This window comes from Caulobacter sp. (assembly GCF_017744445.1).
Lineage (GTDB): Bacteria > Pseudomonadota > Alphaproteobacteria > Caulobacterales > Caulobacteraceae > Caulobacter.
In genome coordinates this window covers 132,711-150,325 of sequence record NZ_JAGIBH010000001.1, presented here as the reverse complement: position 1 = coordinate 150,325, position 17,615 = coordinate 132,711, and the positions used below count along the sequence as shown (strand labels likewise).

The 17,615-nt window shown below is 68.7% G+C and carries 14 protein-coding genes; 5 read left to right on the top strand and 9 right to left on the bottom strand.

Annotated elements, in window-relative coordinates; genetic code table 11:
• The first annotated feature begins 477 nt into the window (after nt 1-477).
• Nucleotides 478-2,118 carry a pectate lyase gene (locus J7528_RS00780; RefSeq protein ID WP_291870365.1) on the top strand — a complete coding sequence of 547 codons (1,641 nt, stop codon included), beginning with the start codon at nt 478-480 and terminating at the stop codon, nt 2,116-2,118.
• 6 nt (nt 2,119-2,124) lie between these two features.
• Here J7528_RS00780 and J7528_RS00775 read toward each other — a convergent pair whose 3' ends face one another.
• The 5 genes from J7528_RS00775 to J7528_RS00755 all read right to left on the bottom strand — a co-directional run bounded on the left by J7528_RS00775 (nt 2,125) and on the right by J7528_RS00755 (nt 7,710).
• Nucleotides 2,125-2,871: a hypothetical protein gene (locus J7528_RS00775; protein WP_291870363.1), complete on the bottom strand. Its 747-nt coding sequence runs from the start codon at nt 2,869-2,871 to the stop codon at nt 2,125-2,127.
• 159 nt (nt 2,872-3,030) lie between these two features.
• Nucleotides 3,031-3,297 carry a hypothetical protein gene (locus J7528_RS00770; protein ID WP_291870361.1) on the bottom strand — a complete coding sequence of 89 codons (267 nt, stop codon included), beginning with the start codon at nt 3,295-3,297 and terminating at the stop codon, nt 3,031-3,033.
• A gap of 93 nt (nt 3,298-3,390) precedes the next feature.
• Nucleotides 3,391-3,804 carry a hypothetical protein gene (locus J7528_RS00765; protein WP_291870359.1) on the bottom strand — a complete coding sequence of 138 codons (414 nt, stop codon included), beginning with the start codon at nt 3,802-3,804 and terminating at the stop codon, nt 3,391-3,393.
• A 71-nt stretch (nt 3,805-3,875) separates the two neighbouring features.
• A complete protein-coding gene (locus J7528_RS00760) occupies nt 3,876-6,701 on the bottom strand; it encodes an ATP-dependent DNA helicase (protein ID WP_291870357.1) in 2,826 nt (941 codons plus the stop codon).
• Between the two features lie 52 nt (nt 6,702-6,753).
• Nucleotides 6,754-7,710, bottom strand: a complete 957-nt coding sequence (locus tag J7528_RS00755) for a tetratricopeptide repeat protein (RefSeq protein WP_291870355.1) — start codon at nt 7,708-7,710, stop codon at nt 6,754-6,756.
• 205 nt (nt 7,711-7,915) lie between these two features.
• On the opposite strand from J7528_RS00755, the gene J7528_RS00750 reads away from it, so the two are divergent.
• From J7528_RS00750 to pdeM, 3 genes are read left to right on the top strand one after another with little or no spacing between them, the layout of a single operon-like run.
• On the top strand, nt 7,916-8,671 hold the full coding sequence (locus tag J7528_RS00750; RefSeq protein WP_291870353.1) for an SIMPL domain-containing protein: 756 nt from the start codon (nt 7,916-7,918) through the stop codon (nt 8,669-8,671).
• A 42-nt stretch (nt 8,672-8,713) separates the two neighbouring features.
• Nucleotides 8,714-11,158 (top strand): ligase-associated DNA damage response DEXH box helicase, encoded by a 2,445-nt coding sequence (locus J7528_RS00745; protein WP_291870352.1) that lies wholly within the window; start codon nt 8,714-8,716, stop codon nt 11,156-11,158.
• A complete protein-coding gene (gene pdeM, locus J7528_RS00740; protein ID WP_291870350.1) occupies nt 11,155-11,862 on the top strand; it encodes a ligase-associated DNA damage response endonuclease PdeM in 708 nt (235 codons plus the stop codon). Before J7528_RS00745 ends, pdeM begins: the two co-directional genes overlap by 4 nt.
• Before the next feature lie 140 nt (nt 11,863-12,002).
• Here the strand turns inward: pdeM and J7528_RS00735 are convergent, their stop codons facing one another.
• From J7528_RS00735 to J7528_RS00720, 4 genes are all read right to left on the bottom strand, one after another.
• Nucleotides 12,003-12,464: a DUF3429 domain-containing protein gene (locus J7528_RS00735; protein ID WP_291870349.1), complete on the bottom strand. Its 462-nt coding sequence runs from the start codon at nt 12,462-12,464 to the stop codon at nt 12,003-12,005.
• A gap of 3 nt (nt 12,465-12,467) precedes the next feature.
• Complete coding sequence (locus tag J7528_RS00730) at nt 12,468-13,229, bottom strand: TIGR02186 family protein (RefSeq protein WP_291870347.1); 762 nt, start codon at nt 13,227-13,229, stop codon at nt 12,468-12,470.
• Nucleotides 13,226-14,149: a sulfite exporter TauE/SafE family protein gene (locus tag J7528_RS00725; protein ID WP_291870345.1), complete on the bottom strand. Its 924-nt coding sequence runs from the start codon at nt 14,147-14,149 to the stop codon at nt 13,226-13,228. Before J7528_RS00725 ends, J7528_RS00730 begins: the two co-directional genes overlap by 4 nt.
• Before the next feature lie 71 nt (nt 14,150-14,220).
• Nucleotides 14,221-17,181 carry a peptidoglycan-binding protein gene (locus tag J7528_RS00720; protein ID WP_291870343.1) on the bottom strand — a complete coding sequence of 987 codons (2,961 nt, stop codon included), beginning with the start codon at nt 17,179-17,181 and terminating at the stop codon, nt 14,221-14,223.
• Nucleotides 17,182-17,390: 209 nt separating this feature from the next.
• Between J7528_RS00720 and J7528_RS00715 the strand changes: the two genes are divergently transcribed.
• Nucleotides 17,391-17,606: a hypothetical protein gene (locus J7528_RS00715; protein WP_291870341.1), complete on the top strand. Its 216-nt coding sequence runs from the start codon at nt 17,391-17,393 to the stop codon at nt 17,604-17,606.
• Nucleotides 17,607-17,615 lie beyond the last annotated feature (9 nt).

Here is a 17,615-nt window from a genome sequence, read left to right as displayed (position 1 = left end):
GTCACAGAATGTTAAAATCCAAGCATAGCCGGAAATGAAAACGCCCCCGGACCTGGAAGGTCCGGGGGCGTTGTCCTGTTCCCCAACAGGACGGCGTCGGCTGCGCTGAAACACGAGCGCGGCGGCGTCGCCTCAAAACTGATGACGCTATTTCGCCGAACGCGGATCGGCAGGCAACGCGTCGCCCTGTCGCAGGCCCCATTTTGAGGAGCCGGTCAAGCTAGAAATCGTTTGCGATCAATGGGCTCGACCAGAAACCGGGATTTCCCCCGCGACGAGGCGCCGCACTTGGCCCGCCCGATGGGACCGGTCGCAAAAATGGGTGGTCAAATCAATGACACCGGTAGCAAGCTGCATAAAGATCGTCGCGACAAGACGACGGGGCCCTTATCGGCCTGGGAGGAACGCTTCTAAGGCCCACCCTTTGGCCTGGCTCTTCCGGTACGATGACGGCTCCGCGCCAGCCGGAGTTACCGCATGCCGCTCAGCCCCATCTCTCGCCGCCGCCTGATGGCCACCACCGCCGCCGCCTTCGCGGCCGCCGGTCTTCCGTTCAAGGCCATGGCCCAGACCAGCAAGACCCAGGCGCTGGACGTGATGAAGAAGGCCTCCAAGTTCATGGTCGAAAAGGCCGCCTACAAGGGCGGCTACGTCTGGAGCTACCTGCCCGACTTCTCGCGCCGCTGGGGCGAGATGGAAGCCTTCCCGACGATGATCTGGGTGCAGCCTCCCGGCACCGGCACCGTGGGCCACCTGTTCCTGGACGCCTATCACGCCACGGGCGACGAGTATTATTACGACGCCGCCTGCAAGGCCGCCGACGCCCTGATCGCCATCCAGAACCCGGCCGGCGGCTGGAACTACATCGGCGACATGGCCGGCGAGGCCTCGCTGAAGAAGTGGTACGACACCATCGGCAAGAACGGCTGGCGTCTCGAGGAATTCCAGCACTACTACGGCAATTGCACCTTCGACGACGAAGGCACCGCCGAGTGCTGCAAGTTCATGCTGCGCATGTACGTCGAGAAGAAGGACGCCAAGTACAAGGCCGCCTTCGAGAAGGCCCTGAAGTTCGTCCTCGACAGCCAGTATCCGGTCGGCGGCTGGCCGCAGCGCTATCCGCTGAAGGACGAGTTCCACCACCACGGCAATCCGGACTACACCAGCTTCATCACCTTCAACGATGACGTGGTCGGCGAGAACATCGAGTTCCTGATCATGGTCTACCAGGCCCTGGGCGACAAAAGCGTCCTGGACCCGATCCGTCGCGCCATGGACTGCTACGTCGCCTGCCAGCAGCCGATGCCGCAGCCGGGCTGGGGCCTGCAGCACACCGTCGCCGACCTGAAGCCGGCCGGCGCCCGCACCTACGAGCCCAAGGCCTTCGCCACCCACGCCAGCGCCAGCTGCCTCTCGCAGCTGATGACCTTCTACCAGCTGACGGGCGACCCGAAGTACATCGCCCGCGTGCCGGAAGCCCTGGACTGGCTGGACAGCGTGCGCCTGCCCGACAACGTCATGCCCGGCAAGCCGCGCTATCCGACGTTCATCCAGATCGGCAACGGCCGTCCGCTGTTCGTGCACCGCACGGGCTCGAACGTCGTCAACGGCCGCTACTACACCGACGAGAACCCCGAGAAGACGGTCACTCACTACTCGTCGTTCCGCAGCGTCGACACCAAGGGCATGCGCGCGCGCTACGAGAAGCTGAAGGCCATGGGTCCCGAAGAGGCCAGCAAGCACTCGCCGCTGAAGGGCACTCGCCCGCTGCCCAAGTACTTCATGGTCAAGGACCTTTCGGTCGACGACCTCACCGTCGGCGGCGACCTGTCCAGTTCGGCGACCAAGGGCGTCCAGGCCGATCCGGCCAAGGTCGCCAAGCTGACGGCCGAGCTGAACGCCGAGGGCTGGTGGCCCACGCCCCTGACCTCGACCAGCCAGCCCTATATCGGCGATGGCCCCGCCACCCCGACGCCTGGCGACTTCTCCGAGACCAAGGTCGGCGACAAGTACGACACCTCGCCCTATCCGGATCCGCATCCGGCGATCGGCATCTCCACGGGGGCGTTCATCGCCAACATGGCGACGCTGATCAAATACGTGGACGCCCAGGCTTAAGCAGCCTCAGGCGATCAGACGCGTCTCGGCTGGCGTCACTTCGGCGAGCAGCCGGCCGAGCGCGTATTGATAGAGGGCGATGTCGTTCTGGTTCTGCGACAGCAACTGGCGGTGGGCCTTGGGGTTCAAGGCCTCGGCCGTATCCTCGCCGCCCGTGACGTTCAGCCGGCGCACGCCCGGCAACCGCCCCGCGAAGGCCATGTCGGCCCAGGCCAGCGACTCGTAGGGGTGCTCGCAGACATAGAACCAGACCATCTGGTCGATCAGCGTCTTGGCCGACGCCTGGTCGCCCTCATAGACCGGCGACCAGCCCGAGCCCGTCAGCTGGCGGAAATGATGGTCATAGGTATGGATCACCACCGCCGGGTCGTCGCAGGTCACGAAGTCGTTCAGCGACAGTTGCTTGGCCAACGACACCGCCCGCCAGCGCGGATCGCGGGCCTGGGCATCGCTCATCTCGACCACGTGGCGGAAGTAGCGATAGACTGAAACCACGCGATCGACCGGCCAGCGGAAGTTCGTCGCCGCCGCCATCCCCTCACCCACCGCCTGGTAGATATCCAGACCGTAGTGGCCCGCATAAAGGTCGTAGCCGGCGAAGACGTCATAGCAACCTCCGCGCGCGGCATGCTCGGTCGCGTCGTTCTCGATCACCGGACAGCGGCGCTCGGTCGTGAACAGGCCCTTCAGCGCGGAGACCAGAGAAGTCCCGCCCGCCTTGGGATTATGGAAGAAGAACAGACGCTCGACCATCTTACGCCCCGCCGCTGACAAGGCGCCGAGTCGCGACACCTCAAGTTGTCTAACGTAGAAGCGTCACCAATCCGTCGTGAATTCGACGGCGAGCATTGAAAAAAGATAGCGCTACCGATCCGGCCAGAAATCATCCGGACCTGGACGGTGTCCGAGCTTTCAGGAAATGCTTTCGCCCAGCGCCGCGCGCACGACGTGGGGCGCGTGGTCGATGACTCGCAGATAGGCGGTCAGGGCGGCATCCGGGCGCGCCTCGCCGTGCTCCAAGTCTTCCAGCAGCGTCAGGTCGATGTGGAACACGCGGGCGAAGTCGGCCTGGCTGAGACCCGTGCGCCAGCGGACCGCCTGGACCAGGGCGCGGGCCGACCGGGCACGCGCGGGCGTGGCGGCTTCGTCGATCGCGAGGTCGGCAGCGGTTCGGGTCATCATCGGTACGCTCCTGGACTGACGGCCTCCCCTGTGACGCCCTTTTAGGACGCCCCGATTGCAGAAATTCGACGGCTTTGAGTCAGTGCGTGTCTATCGCGTGGCGGTCAGGGCGCGGGCCTTGGAATCCACTTGGTCGACCCCGCGCAGGGCGTCGCCGGATGCTTCCAGCATGGTGTTGAAGACCTTCAGGTCGCCGGTGGTGATGTGCTTGACCTTCTTGTCCCGCGACCACTCAAGCCCGATCAGCTGTCCCAGGCGGCAGGCCTTGGGGAGCAAGGCGAGCTGCTCCTTGGGGCCGCCCTTGACCAGCAGCTTGCCGACCACCTCGTTCCAGTTGGGCGCGCCGGGCAGGCACAGGGCCAGGTGATCGCAGTCGCCGGTCCAGAAGCGCTTGTACCAGCGAGCGTGCTCGGGCGTGTCGTATTTGAGGACGGCGCTGGGCATGACGACGCTACGGCAGTCGCCGCGCACGAACTCGTCGGCGCGCGCCGTGCTGGCCGTCAAAAACGCTCCGACCACGATCAAACCTAGAAGACGGACCAATCCAAAAGACCCCGAAACAAGCGGAGCCGTTCTTAAGACCGATCCTTCGACAAAAATGCGGCGGTGGCCTCGATCGCCTCGACCAGGCTGACCCGTTCCAGGGTCACGCCCTCGGGCAGGCTGGAGAACAGCCGGGTCGGCGCGGCCGCATCCAGCATGACGAAGACGCCCCGGTCGTCGGCGCGGCGGATCAGGCGGCCGAAGGCCTGGCTGATGCGGGCGCGCGCCACGGCGTCGTCATAACCCTTGCCGCCAAAGCGCAGGCGGCGGGCCTTGTGCAGTACGTCCGGACGCGGCCAGGGCACGCGGTCGAAGACCAGCAGGCGCAGAGATCGGCCCGGCACGTCCACCCCGTCGCGGATGGCGTCGGTGCCCAGCAGGCACGCGTCCTCCTCGGCCCGGAAGATGTCGACCAGCGCGCCCACCTCCAGCGGATCGACATGCTGGGCGTAGAGGGCCAGGCCATTGTCGGCCAGCGGCGCGGCGATGCGCTCGTGCACGGCTTTCAGGCGACGGATGGCGGTGAACAGGCCAAGACCCCCGCCCCCGGCCGCAAGGAACAGCTCGCGCATGGCGGCCGAGACCTGGCGCGGGTCTTCCTTGTTCACGTCGGTGACGACATAGGCCTTGGCGTTGTTCTCATAGTCGAACGGCGAGGCCAGGCGCAGCACCTTGGGCGCGGACGGCAGGCGCGCCGCCCCCGTGCGCATCTCGGCCAGGGCGAACGGATCCTCCAGGGCCGGGTCGACCAGGGTGGCGCTGGTCACCAGCACCCCGTGGGCCGGCGACAGCACCGCCGCGCGCAGCGGCTCGGTGGGATCCACCCAGTGACGGCGGCAGGCGGCATCGACCACGCGGCCGTACAGGAAGGTGGCCTCGAACCAGTCGACGAAGTCCGGATCGGTCTCGGTCGGTTCGACGTCGTCGTCCTCGATGGCCTTCAGGATCGAGCGCCAGGCCGGCAGGGTCATGCGGGCGCGACGGTCCAGGCCGCGCAGCGCGCCTTCGATCCGAGCGCGTTCCGAGGCGCCCAGGTGTTCGGCGTCCTCGTCCAGCACGTCCTCAAGGGCGCGAGCCAGGGCCAGCAGCGGCGCTTCGATGGCGGCCAGGGCCTTGGCGGCCTCCGGCGCGCGCTCGCGGACGAGGTCGGTGGCCGGACGGGCGTCGCATTGCAGGCCCAGGTCGGCCCCGCCACGATCGCTGGTGCGGGCGCGCAGCTGCTCGATCACCGCGACCAGGAAGTTCTCGATCGGCCCGATCGGATTGATCTGGCCGTCCGGGGGCGCGACCCGACCCGACCAGCCCTCGCCCGGCAGGGCGGCGGCGGCCTGGATGACCTGGTTCATCGCCCCGCGCGCCCCCTCACGGTCACCCAGGATGTCGAGCAGACGCGCTTCAAGCCCCCTGCCCCGCCGGCCGCGGCCTTCGGGTCCCCGGATCCAGCGCCGCAGTTCCGCCGCCTCGGCGCCCGAAAGCGCCGCCGAGAACGCGCTGTCGGCGGCCTCGAACAGGTGGTGGCCTTCGTCGAAGACAATGCGCTTGAGGCTTGTGGTCTCGCCGTCGCTCTTCAGCCCCCGCGCCGTCCGCGCGCCGTCGAAGGCGGCCTGGGTCAGGACGAGAGCGTGGTTGGCGATCACCAGGTCGGCGCGCTTGGACGCCCGCACGGCCTTTTCGATGTAGCAGATGCGATAGTGCTGGCAGCCGGCGTGGATGCACTCTCCGCGTCGGTCGACCAGGTTCGACGGGCTGGCCTGGGCCGAGGGCGGCACCGCGCTCAGCGTCGGCAGCCAGGCCGGGAAGTCGCCGCCGGTCATGTCGCCGTCGCGAGTGGCGCGGGTCCAGCGGGCCGTCAGGGCCAGGCCGATCAGGTCGCCATTGCCCAGCTGGGCGCTGTTGATCTGTTCCTGAAAGTTCAGCAGGCACAGATAGTTCTCACGCCCCTTGCGGACGACAGCCTTCTTGGCCCGCTCCTTGGGGTCGGGATAGATCGACCGGCTCTCGCGCTCGATCTGCCGCTGCAGGGCGCGGGTATAGGTGCTGACCCAGACCGACGGGCCGTTGGCCTCGGCCCACAGCGAGGCCGGCGCCAGATAGCCCAGGGTCTTGCCGACGCCGGTGCCGGCCTCGGCCAGCATCATGCGCGGCTCGCCCTCGCGCTCACGCGGCTGGAAGGCGAAGGCCGCCTCCTTGGCGAAGATCGCCTGAGCCTCGCGCACCTCTTCCAGGCCGGAGCGCTGCAGCAGCTGGGCCAGGCGCTCACCGGCGCGTTCGGGATCGATCGGCCGCGAGCCAGCCTCACCGGGCGGGGCTTGGTCTTCCCATTCCAACAGGCGCGCCCAGACATCCAGACCCGAGCCTCTGAAGTGGTTTCCGGCCTGCACCGAACGCAAGGCGCCGATCACCGCCGGCCCCCACGACCAGCCGGCCTTGGCCAGGGTCTCGGCGACGGCCAGGGCTTCCTCGCGCGACGGAACCGGCGTCAGGGCCAGCTCGCGCAGCAAGGCGTCAGCGCTCTCACGCAGGCTCTGGGCCTGTTCGGCGGCGCCGTGTGGCTCGCGCAGGCCCAGCGCCATGGCCAGGCCCACGGCCGAGGGCGCGCAGAAGGTTGCTGGGCGGACGAAGGCATAGAGTTCCAGCACGTCGAACAAGCGGGCGTGACGCGCTGGCGGCGACAGGTTCAGGCGGCGGGCGGTCATGGCCGCGTGGGCCACCAGCACCGGGCCGTGCTCGAACAGGTCCCGCGCATCCGGCGGACGCAGCATCCGGCCTTCGCCGCCGCCATCGGCCACGCCGGCGCGCGGTCCGGGCAGGACGACCAGGGCGGGCGCCAGGTCCAGAGTCGGGGGGGAAGCAGTCACGCGAGTCTGTTAGCAAAAACCGGCGCGAAACAGAATAAGAACAACGGGGTATCTAGCCGATCGAGCCGTCGTCTTCCTCGTCGTCCAGGCCCAGCAGCCGATTGACCGCCTTCTGGGCCTTGCGGCGCAGCTCCGGCTCGTCGCTCTGCGCGGCCTTGCGGTACATCATCAGAGCCAGCTCGTCATTGGCGGCGATGCCCTGACCGCGCTCGCACATGATGCCCAAGTCGTACCAGGCTTCGAGGTAGCCGCGATCGGCGGCCCGCTGGAACCAGCGCATGGCCTCGGTGTAGTTGACCGGCACGCCTTCGCCGTTGTGGTGCACCACACCCAGGTTCGACATGCCGGCGGCCAGATCGTTGCTGGCGGCGGCGGCGTAGAAGCGCACGGCCTCGGCATGGTCCTGCTTCACGCCCGAACCTTCCGAGTGCAGTCGGCCCATCTCGTTCATGGCGTCGGCCGAACCCATCTCGATCGCGCGCCGCAGCATGGCCACGCCCTTGGCGGTGTCCCTGCGCGTGCCGTAGCCGGCCAGATAGGCCTCGCCAGCGCTATAGGCCCCGCGGGCGGAACCGGCGTCGGCGGCCTTCAGGTACCAGGCCAGCGCCACGCGCGGGTCCGGGGGCAGGCCGTTGCCGCCCTCGTGGCTGACCCCGATATTGTACATGCCGTTCGGATCGCCCAGCCGAGCGGCCTCGCTATAGAGCATCAGGGCCGCGCGTCGGTTCTTGGGCACGCCGTCCGCGCCGTCGAAGTAGATATTGCCCAGCTCGACCATGGCGTCGGTGTCACCGCGAGCCACGCCCTTGCGTAGCCAAGCCAGAGCCTGTGGCACGTCGCGGGTCACGCCCTCGCCGTCCAGGTAGAGCATGGCCAGGTCGACATAGCGGGTGGCGTCACCGCCCTGGGCGTCACGCAGGGTGGCCTCGAAGGTCGCCTTGGCTTCCGGTCCCGCATCCGCCCGCGCGAAGGCCGCGCCGCCGGAGACCGACAGCGCCAAGGCCAACATCACAGGCAGAACTCGTCGACGCATCGCACCCCACCGTCCCCCGGATCGTCGCACCGAGGAGCCTGACGTCAAGCCAGACACCGGAACAGGCCGCCCGCGCAACCGGACTCGCCCGTCAGGCGGCGACGAACGACGCGGCGCCCGATTGCCAAGCCGATCGACCTCGCCGAATACTCAACTCACAACCTCCAATGGAGCCTCATTCGTGCGCCACGCCCTCCTCGCCATCAGCCTGCTCGCCGTCGCAGCGCCGGCGCTGGCCGCAGAAGCCCCCGCGCCAACCATCAATGTCGTCGGCAGCGGCCGGGCCGAGCGCTTGGCCGACTACGCCTTCCTGAACTTCACGCTGCGGGGCGAAGGCGCCGCCTCGCCTGAGGCCGTCAAAGCTCTCGCCCTGGCCCAGGCGCGGCTCGAGGCCAGCCTGCCCAAGCTGCCCGGCAAACCCACGACCGAGACCCGCAGCTTCAACCTGCAGATCCGCGAAGTCCGCGCCAAGGGCTGCGAGAACCGTGGCTATCCGCAGATGACGAGCGGCGACTGCACGATCGTCGGCAGCATCGCCACCCAGGGCTTCCAGCTACGCATTACCCCGGCCTCACGCGCCGGCGACGCGGCCTCGTTGATCGCCCAGTTGGGCGGGGCGGACGTCAACGCCTCGGGCGGCGGCGTGACCGACGACAAGGCCCTGAACGAAGCGGCCATGCGCGATGCGATCGCCGACGCCAAGCGGCAGGCCCAGCTGATCGCGGCCGCGTCCGGCGTGAAGCTGGGCCCGATCGTCCGTGTGCAGGACAGCCAGGAGATGCCGATCGGGGCCTTCAGCTATGGCGCGCCGCCTCCGCCACCGCCACCTCCGCCCCTGCCGGTCTCGGCCGTGCAGCTGACTTCGCCGCTGAACTACGCGCCCCAGCCGATCGTGCGGACGGCCCGCGTCATGGTGACCTACGGCCTGGAGCCGTAATCACTGGACGAAACAGAAGGGGAACATGCTATACCGCGATCAATGCTCGCGGCTGACGCCCTTCCCCCGAAGTTCCGAGACTGGTTCGCCGCCCGCGGCTGGAGCCCTCGCGCGCATCAGCTGGCCATGCTGGAGAAAGCGCGGGCCGGTCGCGGGGCGCTGCTGATCGCCCCGACGGGCGGCGGCAAGACCCTGGCGGGCTTCCTGCCCAGCCTGATCGAGCTGGCGCAGCGCCCGCCGCGCAATACGCCGGCCGGCATCCACACCCTCTACATCTCGCCGCTGAAGGCCCTGGCCGTCGACGTCGAGCGCAACCTGCTGACCCCCATCCGCGAGATGGGCCTGCCGATCGTGGCCGAGAGCCGCACCGGCGACACGGGCGAAAGCCGCAAGGCCCGCCAGCGCATCAAGCCGCCGGACATCCTGCTGACCACGCCCGAGCAGCTGGCCCTGTTCTGCGCCTGGGAAGGGGCGCGCGAATACTTCGCCGACCTGCGCTGCGTGATCATCGACGAGGCCCACGCCATCTGGCCGTCCAAGCGCGGCGACCTGCTGGCGCTGGATCTGGCCCGCCTGCAGCAGTTCGCGCCGAACATGCGGCGGGTGGGCCTGTCGGCGACGGTTGACGATCCGGACCTGGTGCGAAAATGGCTGGGCGCTGGCGAGGCCGTCGACCTCGTCCTCGGCTCGGGCGGCGCGCAGCCGGTGGTCGAGGTGCTGGTTTCCGGCGGCCGCGTGCCTTGGGCCGGCCACACGGCCGAGCACGCCATGGCCGAGGTCTACGAGATCATCAAGCAGAGCCAGACGGCGCTGATCTTCGTCAACACCCGCTTCCAGGCCGAGTTCGCGTTCCAACGCCTGTGGGAGCTGAACGACGAGGGCCTGCCGATCGCCCTGCACCACGGCAGCCTCTCGGCCGAGCAACGCCGCAAGGTCGAGGCGGCCATGGCGCGCGGCGAGCTGCGGGCCGTGGTCTGCACCTCCACGCTCGACATGGGCATCGACTGGGGCGACGTGGATCTGGTCATCCAGCTGGCCGCGCCCAAGGGCGCCTCGCGGATGGTCCAGCGGATCGGCCGCGCCAACCACCGCCTGGACGAGCCCAGCCGCGCCCTGTTCGTGCCCGCCAGCCGCTTCGAGATGCTGGAATGCCGCGCCGCCGCCGACGCCATCCTGGAAAACCACCTGGACGGTGATCCGCCTCGTGTCGGCGCCTTGGACGTCCTGGCCCAGCACATCATGGGCTGCGCGTGCTCGGAGCCCTTCAAGCTGACCGATCTCTATGACGAGGTCCGCTCAGCCGGTCCCTATGCGGACCTCAGCTGGGAGGACTTCGAGACCGTCGTCGACTTCGTCTCGACCGGCGGCTACGCCCTGCGCACCTACGACAAGTTCCGCCGCATCGTGCAGACCCAGGACGGCCTGTGGACCGCCCGCGACGGCCATGCCCGGCAGCAGCACCGCATGAACGTCGGCGTCATCGTCACGCCGGGCATGATCAACATCCGCATCGGCGGCGGCAAACGCCCCATGGGCGGCCGCAAGATCGGCGAGGCCGAGGAAGGCTATTTCGAGCAGCTGACGCCGGGCGACACCTTCATCTTCGCCGGCCAGGTCTGGCGCTACAACAGCCTGGTCGGCGCCGACGCCTTCGTCTCGCCTGCCCCGAACGACGACCCGAAGATGCCCAGCTGGGGCGGCTCGAAGTTCCCGCTGTCGACCTATCTGGCCAGCCGCGTGCGCCAGATGATGCACGACGAGACCGAGTGGAAAGCCCTGCCCCCGGACGTCCAGGAATGGCTGGCCTGGCAGAAGATCCGCTCGGCCATCCCCGATGAGGGCGAAATGCTGCTGGAGACCTTCCAGCGCGGCAAGCGCTTCCACATGGTCTGCTACCCGTTCGACGGCCGCCTGGCCCACACCACCCTGGCCATGCTGCTGACCCGGCGGTTGGACCGCCTGGGCGTGGGGCCGCTGGGCTTCGTCTGCAACGACTATGCGCTGAACATCTGGTCGCTGCGGCCGATGGACAGTCTGGATCTCGACGAACTGTTCGCCCAGGACATGCTAGGCGACGACCTGGAGGCCTGGCTCGACGAGAGCTTCATGATGAAGCGGGCCTTCAAGCATTGCGCCCTGATCGCCGGGCTGATCGAACGCCGCCACCCCGGCGCCGAGAAGTCCGGACGGCAGGTAACCTTCTCGACCGACCTGATCTACGACGTGCTGCGTAAACACCAACCCGACCACCTGATGCTGCGCTGCGCCCGCCATGATGCGGCCACCGGCATGCTCGACATCGCCCGCCTGGGCGACATGCTCCAGCGCGTGCGCGGCCACATCCGCCACGTCCAGCTGGACCGCGTCTCGCCCTTCGCCGTGCCGATCATGCTGGAGATCGGCCGGGAGCGCGCGCCGGGCGACGCCGCCGGCGAAATGATCCTGGCCGAGGCCGAGGAAGACCTGATCGCCGAGGCCATGTCGTGACGCGTTTCTCCCCTTCAACCTGCGGCGGCCTGCGGATCGGCCTCTCCAATGTCGAGGTCATGCTGCGCTGGTCCGGCGGCCTGTGGCTGGAGCGCGAGCGCGCCCTGGTCGTGGCCGACCTGCACTTCGAGAAGGGCAGCAGCTACGCCGCGCGTTTTGGCCAGATGCTGCCGCCCTACGACACCCGCGAGACCCTGGACCGCCTGGACCGCGAGATCGCCCTGCTCTCGCCGGCGCGGCTGATCTTCTTAGGCGACAGCTTCCACGACGGCGACGGTGAGGCCCGCCTGGCGGTCGACGACTACAAGCGCCTGGAAGGCCTGGCGGTGGGGCGCGAGCTTGTCTGGGCGGTGGGCAACCACGACGCCGACGGCCCCAAGGCGCTGCCGGGTGAGATCATCGATGAAGCCGAGATCGCCGGCCTGACCCTGCGCCACGAGCCTCTGCCTGGCGTTCAGCTGGGCGAGGTCGCCGGCCACCTGCACCCGGCGGCCAAGGTCTCCAGCGGCCGGGCCACCACCCGCCGCCGCTGCTTCGTCACCGACGGCCAGCGCCTGGTGCTCCCGGCCTTCGGGGCCTTCACGGGCGGTCTGAACATCCTGGACGAAGCGTTCTCGAACCTGTTCGCCGGCCCGCTGCTGGCGGGTGCGCTGGGGCCGAGCCGAGTCCACGCGGTGGGGATGAAGTCGCTGCGGCCGGACTAAAGCTTCCTTCTCCCCTTGCGGGAGAAGGTGTCAGCGAAGCTGACGGATGAGGGGTTGAAAGGCCTGTCCGGACAACGGAGCGCAACCCCTCACCCGACCCGCTGCGCGGGCCACCCTCTCCCTCAAGGGGAGAGGGAAATCTACATATGCAGCGCCTGCTCCAGCGAGAACGCCAGCGAGATCGCCGCGCCGGCGGTCAGCAGGGTGCGCATGCGCGGGCGCCAGGTGGGGCCGTCGTGGTCGGTGACGTCCCAGACCCATTGCAGCAGGAAGACCAGCAGGAAGCCTGACAGCTGCCAGGCCGGCTCGAACTTCAGCTCGCCCAGCAGCAGGCCGAACCCGGCCAGGGGGAACAGCAGGGAGATGCCCAGCACCGACCAGCGCGGGCTGACGTTCTCGATCTCGAGCCCGCTGCGCACGCCGCCGAAGTACGAGACCATGGCGGCCGAATAGGCCAGCAGGCCCAGCAAGGCCGACTTCTGGATGGGCGCGGGGCCGTAGCAAAACAGCATCGACGCGATGAAAAAGGGAATAAGGGTCGATAGACCAAAGACCCATACCGCCGGCGGCACCGGCGTCCGCACCCCCGCGGACTCGTTCATGACTCAACTCCTTCGGAAGGCCACCGAAGCGGCCCACCCTGCCCCGAGCGCGACTATTACCGACACGAGCCCATAGGTCCACGGACGATCTTTGGCGAAGACGTAGAGGGCGCGCTCGGCCCCCGCCTTCTCGACCACCAGGGTGCGATCGCGGATCGAGACCGGTTTTCCGTCCTGGAAGAGGACGATCCGGGCCGTGTACTGGCCGATCGGGGCCTCGGCGGGCAAGTCCAGCTGGGCGCGGAACAGGCCCTTGTCCACAAAGCGGACGCCCTGCGGGTCGGCGGCGTAGAGGCCGGCCTTTTCTTTCAGACGCAGCACGGCGCGTCGCCAATCCAGATAGTCGGCGCCGAGTCGGCTGACCACGACATCGCGGACGCCGTATGTGGTCTCGACGCGTTGCTCCAGCGGCGCGGCGATGGCCAGGTGCTCCAGGCCCGCGCCAAGGTGACGCAGCGGCGCGAAGCCGGCGATGTCCTGCAGCTTGCGGGTCGAGGCCACGCGGTAGAAGCCCGGCGCGCCGTGGAACACGACGGGACGGCTGTTCAGCCACAGACCGGCGACCTGGGTCTTGCGGGCGATGCGCAACGGTTGGTCGGGGCCGCGCACGATGACGACGATGTCGCTGGGTCGATCCTTAGGATCGAACACCGCGCCGTACAGCACGATCCGCGCGCCGCGGAAGCCGGAGCTGACCCGGATCTCGGTGTCGGTCAGGGCCGCAGAAACCGCGGGCGCGGGAGGCGCTTCGACCAAGGGGATCATCGCGCCGTCCCCGTCATGATAACGAAGGCCTCGTCGGGCTTGATGAACAGGTCCGCGCCCATGCGCAGGCCAACCAGCAGCACCAGCAGCGCCAGCAGCGCCCGCAACTCCTCGGCGCGGAACCGGCCCGAGGCCCTCGCGCCCAGCTGGGCCCCGATCACCCCGCCCAGCAGCAGCAGGGTCGCCAGCACGATGTCGACCGTCTGGTTGCGGCCGGCCTGCAGCACGCTGGTCAGCGAAGTGGTGATGACGATCTGGAACAGGCTGGTGCCCACCACCACCGGCGCGGGCATGCGCAGCAGGTAGATCATGGCCGGCACCAGGATGAAGCCGCCGCCCACGCCCATCACCGCCGACAGGATGCCGACGAAGACGCCCAGCAGGATCGGCGGAATGACGCTGATGTAGAGCCGCGAGCGCGGGAAGCGAATCTTGAACGGCAGGGCGTACAGCAAGGCCGGTCGGCGGTCGCGACGCGGCTTGGGCGGCTGTCCGCTGCGACGACGCAGGATCGCGCCCACTGACTCGGTCAGCATCAGCGCGCCGATCACGCCCAGGAACAGCAGGTACGAGACCGACACCGCCAGATCCGCCTGGCCGATCAGGCGCAGCCAGCGGAACACCTCGACCCCGGCGAACGAACCGATCGCCCCGCCGCTGGCCAAGACCGCGCCCATCTTGAAGTCGACCGAACGCTTCTTGCTGTAGGCGATGACGCTGGAGACCGACGAGGCCGCGACGTGGTTGGCCTCGCTGGCCACGGCCACGACCGGCGGGATGCCCATGAACACCAGCACCGGCGTCATCAGGAAGCCGCCGCCAATGCCGAACATGCCCGAGATGAAGCCCACGAGCCCGCCCAGCACTACCAGCAGCAGCGCATTCACCGAGACCTCGGCGATGGGAAGGTAGAAGTGCAAAGCTCGCGCGGCCCTTGCGGCGTCAGGGTTTACCCTGATTGCCGGGCCGCGCCTTGCGCGTCAACGCGTGGCTAGCGCGCGTAGACCGAAAGCTTGTTCAGCGTCTCGCCATCGACGCTGCCGGTCGAGGGCAGGCCCTGATCACGCTGATAGGCCTGGATGGCCATGCGCAGGGCCGGCGAAGCGACGCCGTCGCGCGGACCTTGGTAATAGCCCAGTTGCGACAACACCCGCTGGGCCATGCCCAGATTGGCGTTGGCGGCGGCCGGAGCGGCGCCGGTCGACAGGCTGGCCGTGGTCTGCGTCTGCGGACGGAAGGCCTGGGCCGAACGGTCGGCGGTCTGCTGGGCTTCAGCGGTCAGCTGAGCGCGCAGGGCCGTGGCGCGGCTGCGGGCGGTGGCGTCACCGGCGCGGCCGGCGATCACGTACCACTTGTAGGCCTCGGCCGGGTTCTGGCTGACGCCGTAGCCGCCTTCGTACAGCTGGGCCAGATTGAACTGGCTGTCGACGAGGCCCAGGTCCGCGGCCTTGCGGAACCAGGTCGCGGCGGTGGTCACGTTACGCGGACCGCCCTCGCCCTTGAAATAGTAGAGCGCCAGGTTGTGCATGGCGCGCGGGTCGCCACCGGCGGCGGCGCGCTCGCTCCAGCGGCGGGCCTCCGGCATATCCGACTTCACGCCGCCCTTGCCGGCCTCGAACATCTTCGAGAGGTAGAACTGGGCGGCCGGATAGCCACCGTTGGCGGCCTTCTTGACGCCGTCCAGGCCCGAGCGGTCGCCCGTCTCGATCTTGCGGACGCCATCCTCGAACAGGGCCTTGGCTTCATCGGTCGGCTGAGCCGGGGTCTCGGCGGCGACCGGAGTCGCTTGAGCGGCCGTCAGGGCGACAGCCGCGCGGGGCGCGCCCGGCGTCGTGTCGGCTTCCGGACCGGTGATCTCGACGTCGGCCTTGCGGCCGTTGATGGCGTCCGCCACGCGCGGCGGCAGCGCGCCGGCGCCGTCGGTGTTCATCAGCATCAGGCCGCCGACGCCAGCGCCAACGACAGCCGCCGAGCCGATGGCGACGGCGACGGTCGCCACGGTGGCGCCCAGGCGGTTCTTGGTCTTCTTGCCGGCGAAGCCGAAGCCGCTGAACAGCGACGCGCCCGACTTCTCGGCCTTGGCGGCCTTGCCCTTCTTCTCCGGCTTGGCCTTGCCGCCGCCCTTGGCGTCGGCGGCAGCCGCCGCGCGGGCGGCCGCGCGGGCCTGCTCGATGATGTCGCGGGTCGACATCGGACGCGTCGGCTCGGCCGGGGCGAAGTCGGAGACGTCCGGCTCGATCTCGTAGCGCGGCGCTTCCGGCTCGAAGCCGTCGGCCAGGGCGTAGTCGTCGTGACCGAAGCTGGGCTCCTCCGGCTCGGCGGCCGGGAATTCGGCGACGTCCTCGGCATACGAGGGGGCAGCTTGAGCGCGCGACGGAGCCGGCGCCGCGAAGACGTCCTGCTCTTCTTCTTCATGACCGCTGAACGAAGCGGCCTGGTTGAAGTAGCTCTCTTCAAACGGCGAGACCGGCGGCGGCGCGGCGCGAGCCGGCGCGGGCGCCGGGGTCGGGGCCGCCGCGACGGGCGCGGGGGCCGGAGCGGCCTCCAGCTTGCGGGCGGCGTCGTGAAGGCGGGTGTCGATCTTCTCGCGCGCTTCCTCCAGCATGCGGAGCGTGCGCTCCTCGCTCTGGCGGATGCGGTCGACCAGCTCCTGGCTGGAACGCTCGTGACGCTGGTTCAGGCGCTCGGTGACGCGGGCGACCTGCTCGCCGACATCGTCGATGGCCAGGGCGTTGCGACGCTCGGCGCTGCCGATGCGCTCGGCCAGCTTCTCGGTGATGCGGGCGATCTCGCTGCCCAGCTTTTCCAGGGCTTGAGCCTGGACGCTGTCGTTGCGGTTCAGCTTGTGCTCGACGGTGGCGGCGATGCGCGCCACTTCCCCGCCGACCTGCTCGATGGCGGTGGCGTTGCGCTGCTCGGACGCCTGGACGCGGCGGTTGAAGGCGTCGGCGACGCCGACCACTTCGCGGCCCATGCGCTCGATGGCCTGGGCCGAGCGCTGCTCGGCGGCCTGCACGTGCGCGGCCATCTCGCCCAGCTTGCGCTCCATGCGGTCGAAACGACCGTCGGCGGTGTCGCGCAGCTTGGCGGCCATCTCGACGCGAGCGGCTTCCATCTTCTGGGTCAGGGTGGCGGCCAGGCTGTCCAGGCGCTCCTGCACGCCGGCGGCCGGGTTGGCGCCTTCGACCGCGCCCATGCGCTGGTCCAGGGCCGAGAACGACGAGCTCATTTCGCGCAGGGCCTCGCTGGTGCGGGTCTCGGCGGCTTCAAGACGTTCGGACAGGCGCGCCACGACGGCGTCGACCAGGGCGGACGGATCCTGAGGAGCAGCGGCTGATTGTTCGTTTATACGGGCTTCCAGGGCGGCGATCGCCTCGCGGGTGCGAGCCTCGCCGTCATAGAGATGGCCGGCGACCTTACCCAGAGCGCCTTCCAGGGCACGCAGGGCCTCGGCCGAGCGCGGGCCAGCCGCCTCGGTCTCGATGCGACGCACGCGCTCGGTCGCGCGGCTCTGCTCGGTCTTAAGCTCGTCCACAGCGCCTTCAAAACGGGCGGCGACGGCGATCTGTTCACGCTCGGATTGTCCCAAACGCGTGAGCGCGTCGCGGACCGAGTGGTCGATGCCGGAAATGGCGGCGGCGTTGCGGCCTTCGGCGGCCTCGATGCGCTGGGTCAGGCGGTCCAGGGCCAAGGCCACGCGGCCGACCTCGTCCGCCGGGTGTTCGGCGATCTCGATGCGCGAGGGCGCGTCGCCCTTGACGATCTCCAGATAGGCGCGGTTCGGCGTGTTTTCGGAGCCGGCATTCTGCTCCGAACCCAGACCATCGCCTTCGATGATCATCCGATTGAGCCATTCGCCCAGAGTCATGCCGGAGCGACGCGCGAGGTCTTTAGCGACCTCTCGTGCCTTGGGGTCGATCCCCTTAACGCTCCATGGCGACGCCGCAGTCATTGCGAATCGATCTCCTCGCATCTGAGGAAAACGCTAGTCACCGATTCCTGGGGTGTAAACGCGACCAAAACGCCAGATCTAGTGGCGGATCGATTCATTGTGGAGGAATCGGAACGGAGTCCCAAGGTTCTGTAGCGTGGTTAAAACGCAAGAGGGTTAACGCAGGTTAACCATTTGCCAGGCCGATTGTCGCAGGCCTAGAAGCGGCCATGGACTTGACCCTAACGATCATCGCCGCGAGCGCGTTCCTGATCCTGGCCGTCTTCTGCGGCTGGCGCGGCGCGCGTCCGCTCAATATTTTAAAGGGCCCGCGCATGATCCCGTGGCGTCCCCTGATGATGGTCTGCGTGGTCGCCCTGATGCTGATGCTGGTGCATCTGTTCAACCTGCTGGGCGTCCAGACCGGCAACCAGCAGCGCTACTAGGTCGCAGGA

Excerpts from the sequence above, each read along its gene's own strand:
- J7528_RS00780 (WP_291870365.1), top strand. The coding sequence starts at position 478 with ATGCCGCTCAGCCCCATCTCTCGCCGCCGCCTGATGGCCACCACCGCC.
- J7528_RS00775 (WP_291870363.1), bottom strand. The coding sequence starts at position 2,871 with ATGGTCGAGCGTCTGTTCTTCTTCCATAATCCCAAGGCGGGCGGGACT.
- J7528_RS00770 (WP_291870361.1), bottom strand. The coding sequence starts at position 3,297 with ATGACCCGAACCGCTGCCGACCTCGCGATCGACGAAGCCGCCACGCCC.
- J7528_RS00755 (WP_291870355.1), bottom strand. The coding sequence starts at position 7,710 with ATGTTGGCCTTGGCGCTGTCGGTCTCCGGCGGCGCGGCCTTCGCGCGG.
- J7528_RS00745 (WP_291870352.1), top strand. The coding sequence starts at position 8,714 with ATGCTCGCGGCTGACGCCCTTCCCCCGAAGTTCCGAGACTGGTTCGCC.
- J7528_RS00735 (WP_291870349.1), bottom strand. The coding sequence starts at position 12,464 with ATGAACGAGTCCGCGGGGGTGCGGACGCCGGTGCCGCCGGCGGTATGG.
- J7528_RS00730 (WP_291870347.1), bottom strand. The coding sequence starts at position 13,229 with ATGATCCCCTTGGTCGAAGCGCCTCCCGCGCCCGCGGTTTCTGCGGCC.
- J7528_RS00720 (WP_291870343.1), bottom strand. The coding sequence starts at position 17,181 with ATGACTGCGGCGTCGCCATGGAGCGTTAAGGGGATCGACCCCAAGGCA.
- J7528_RS00715 (WP_291870341.1), top strand. The coding sequence starts at position 17,391 with ATGGACTTGACCCTAACGATCATCGCCGCGAGCGCGTTCCTGATCCTG.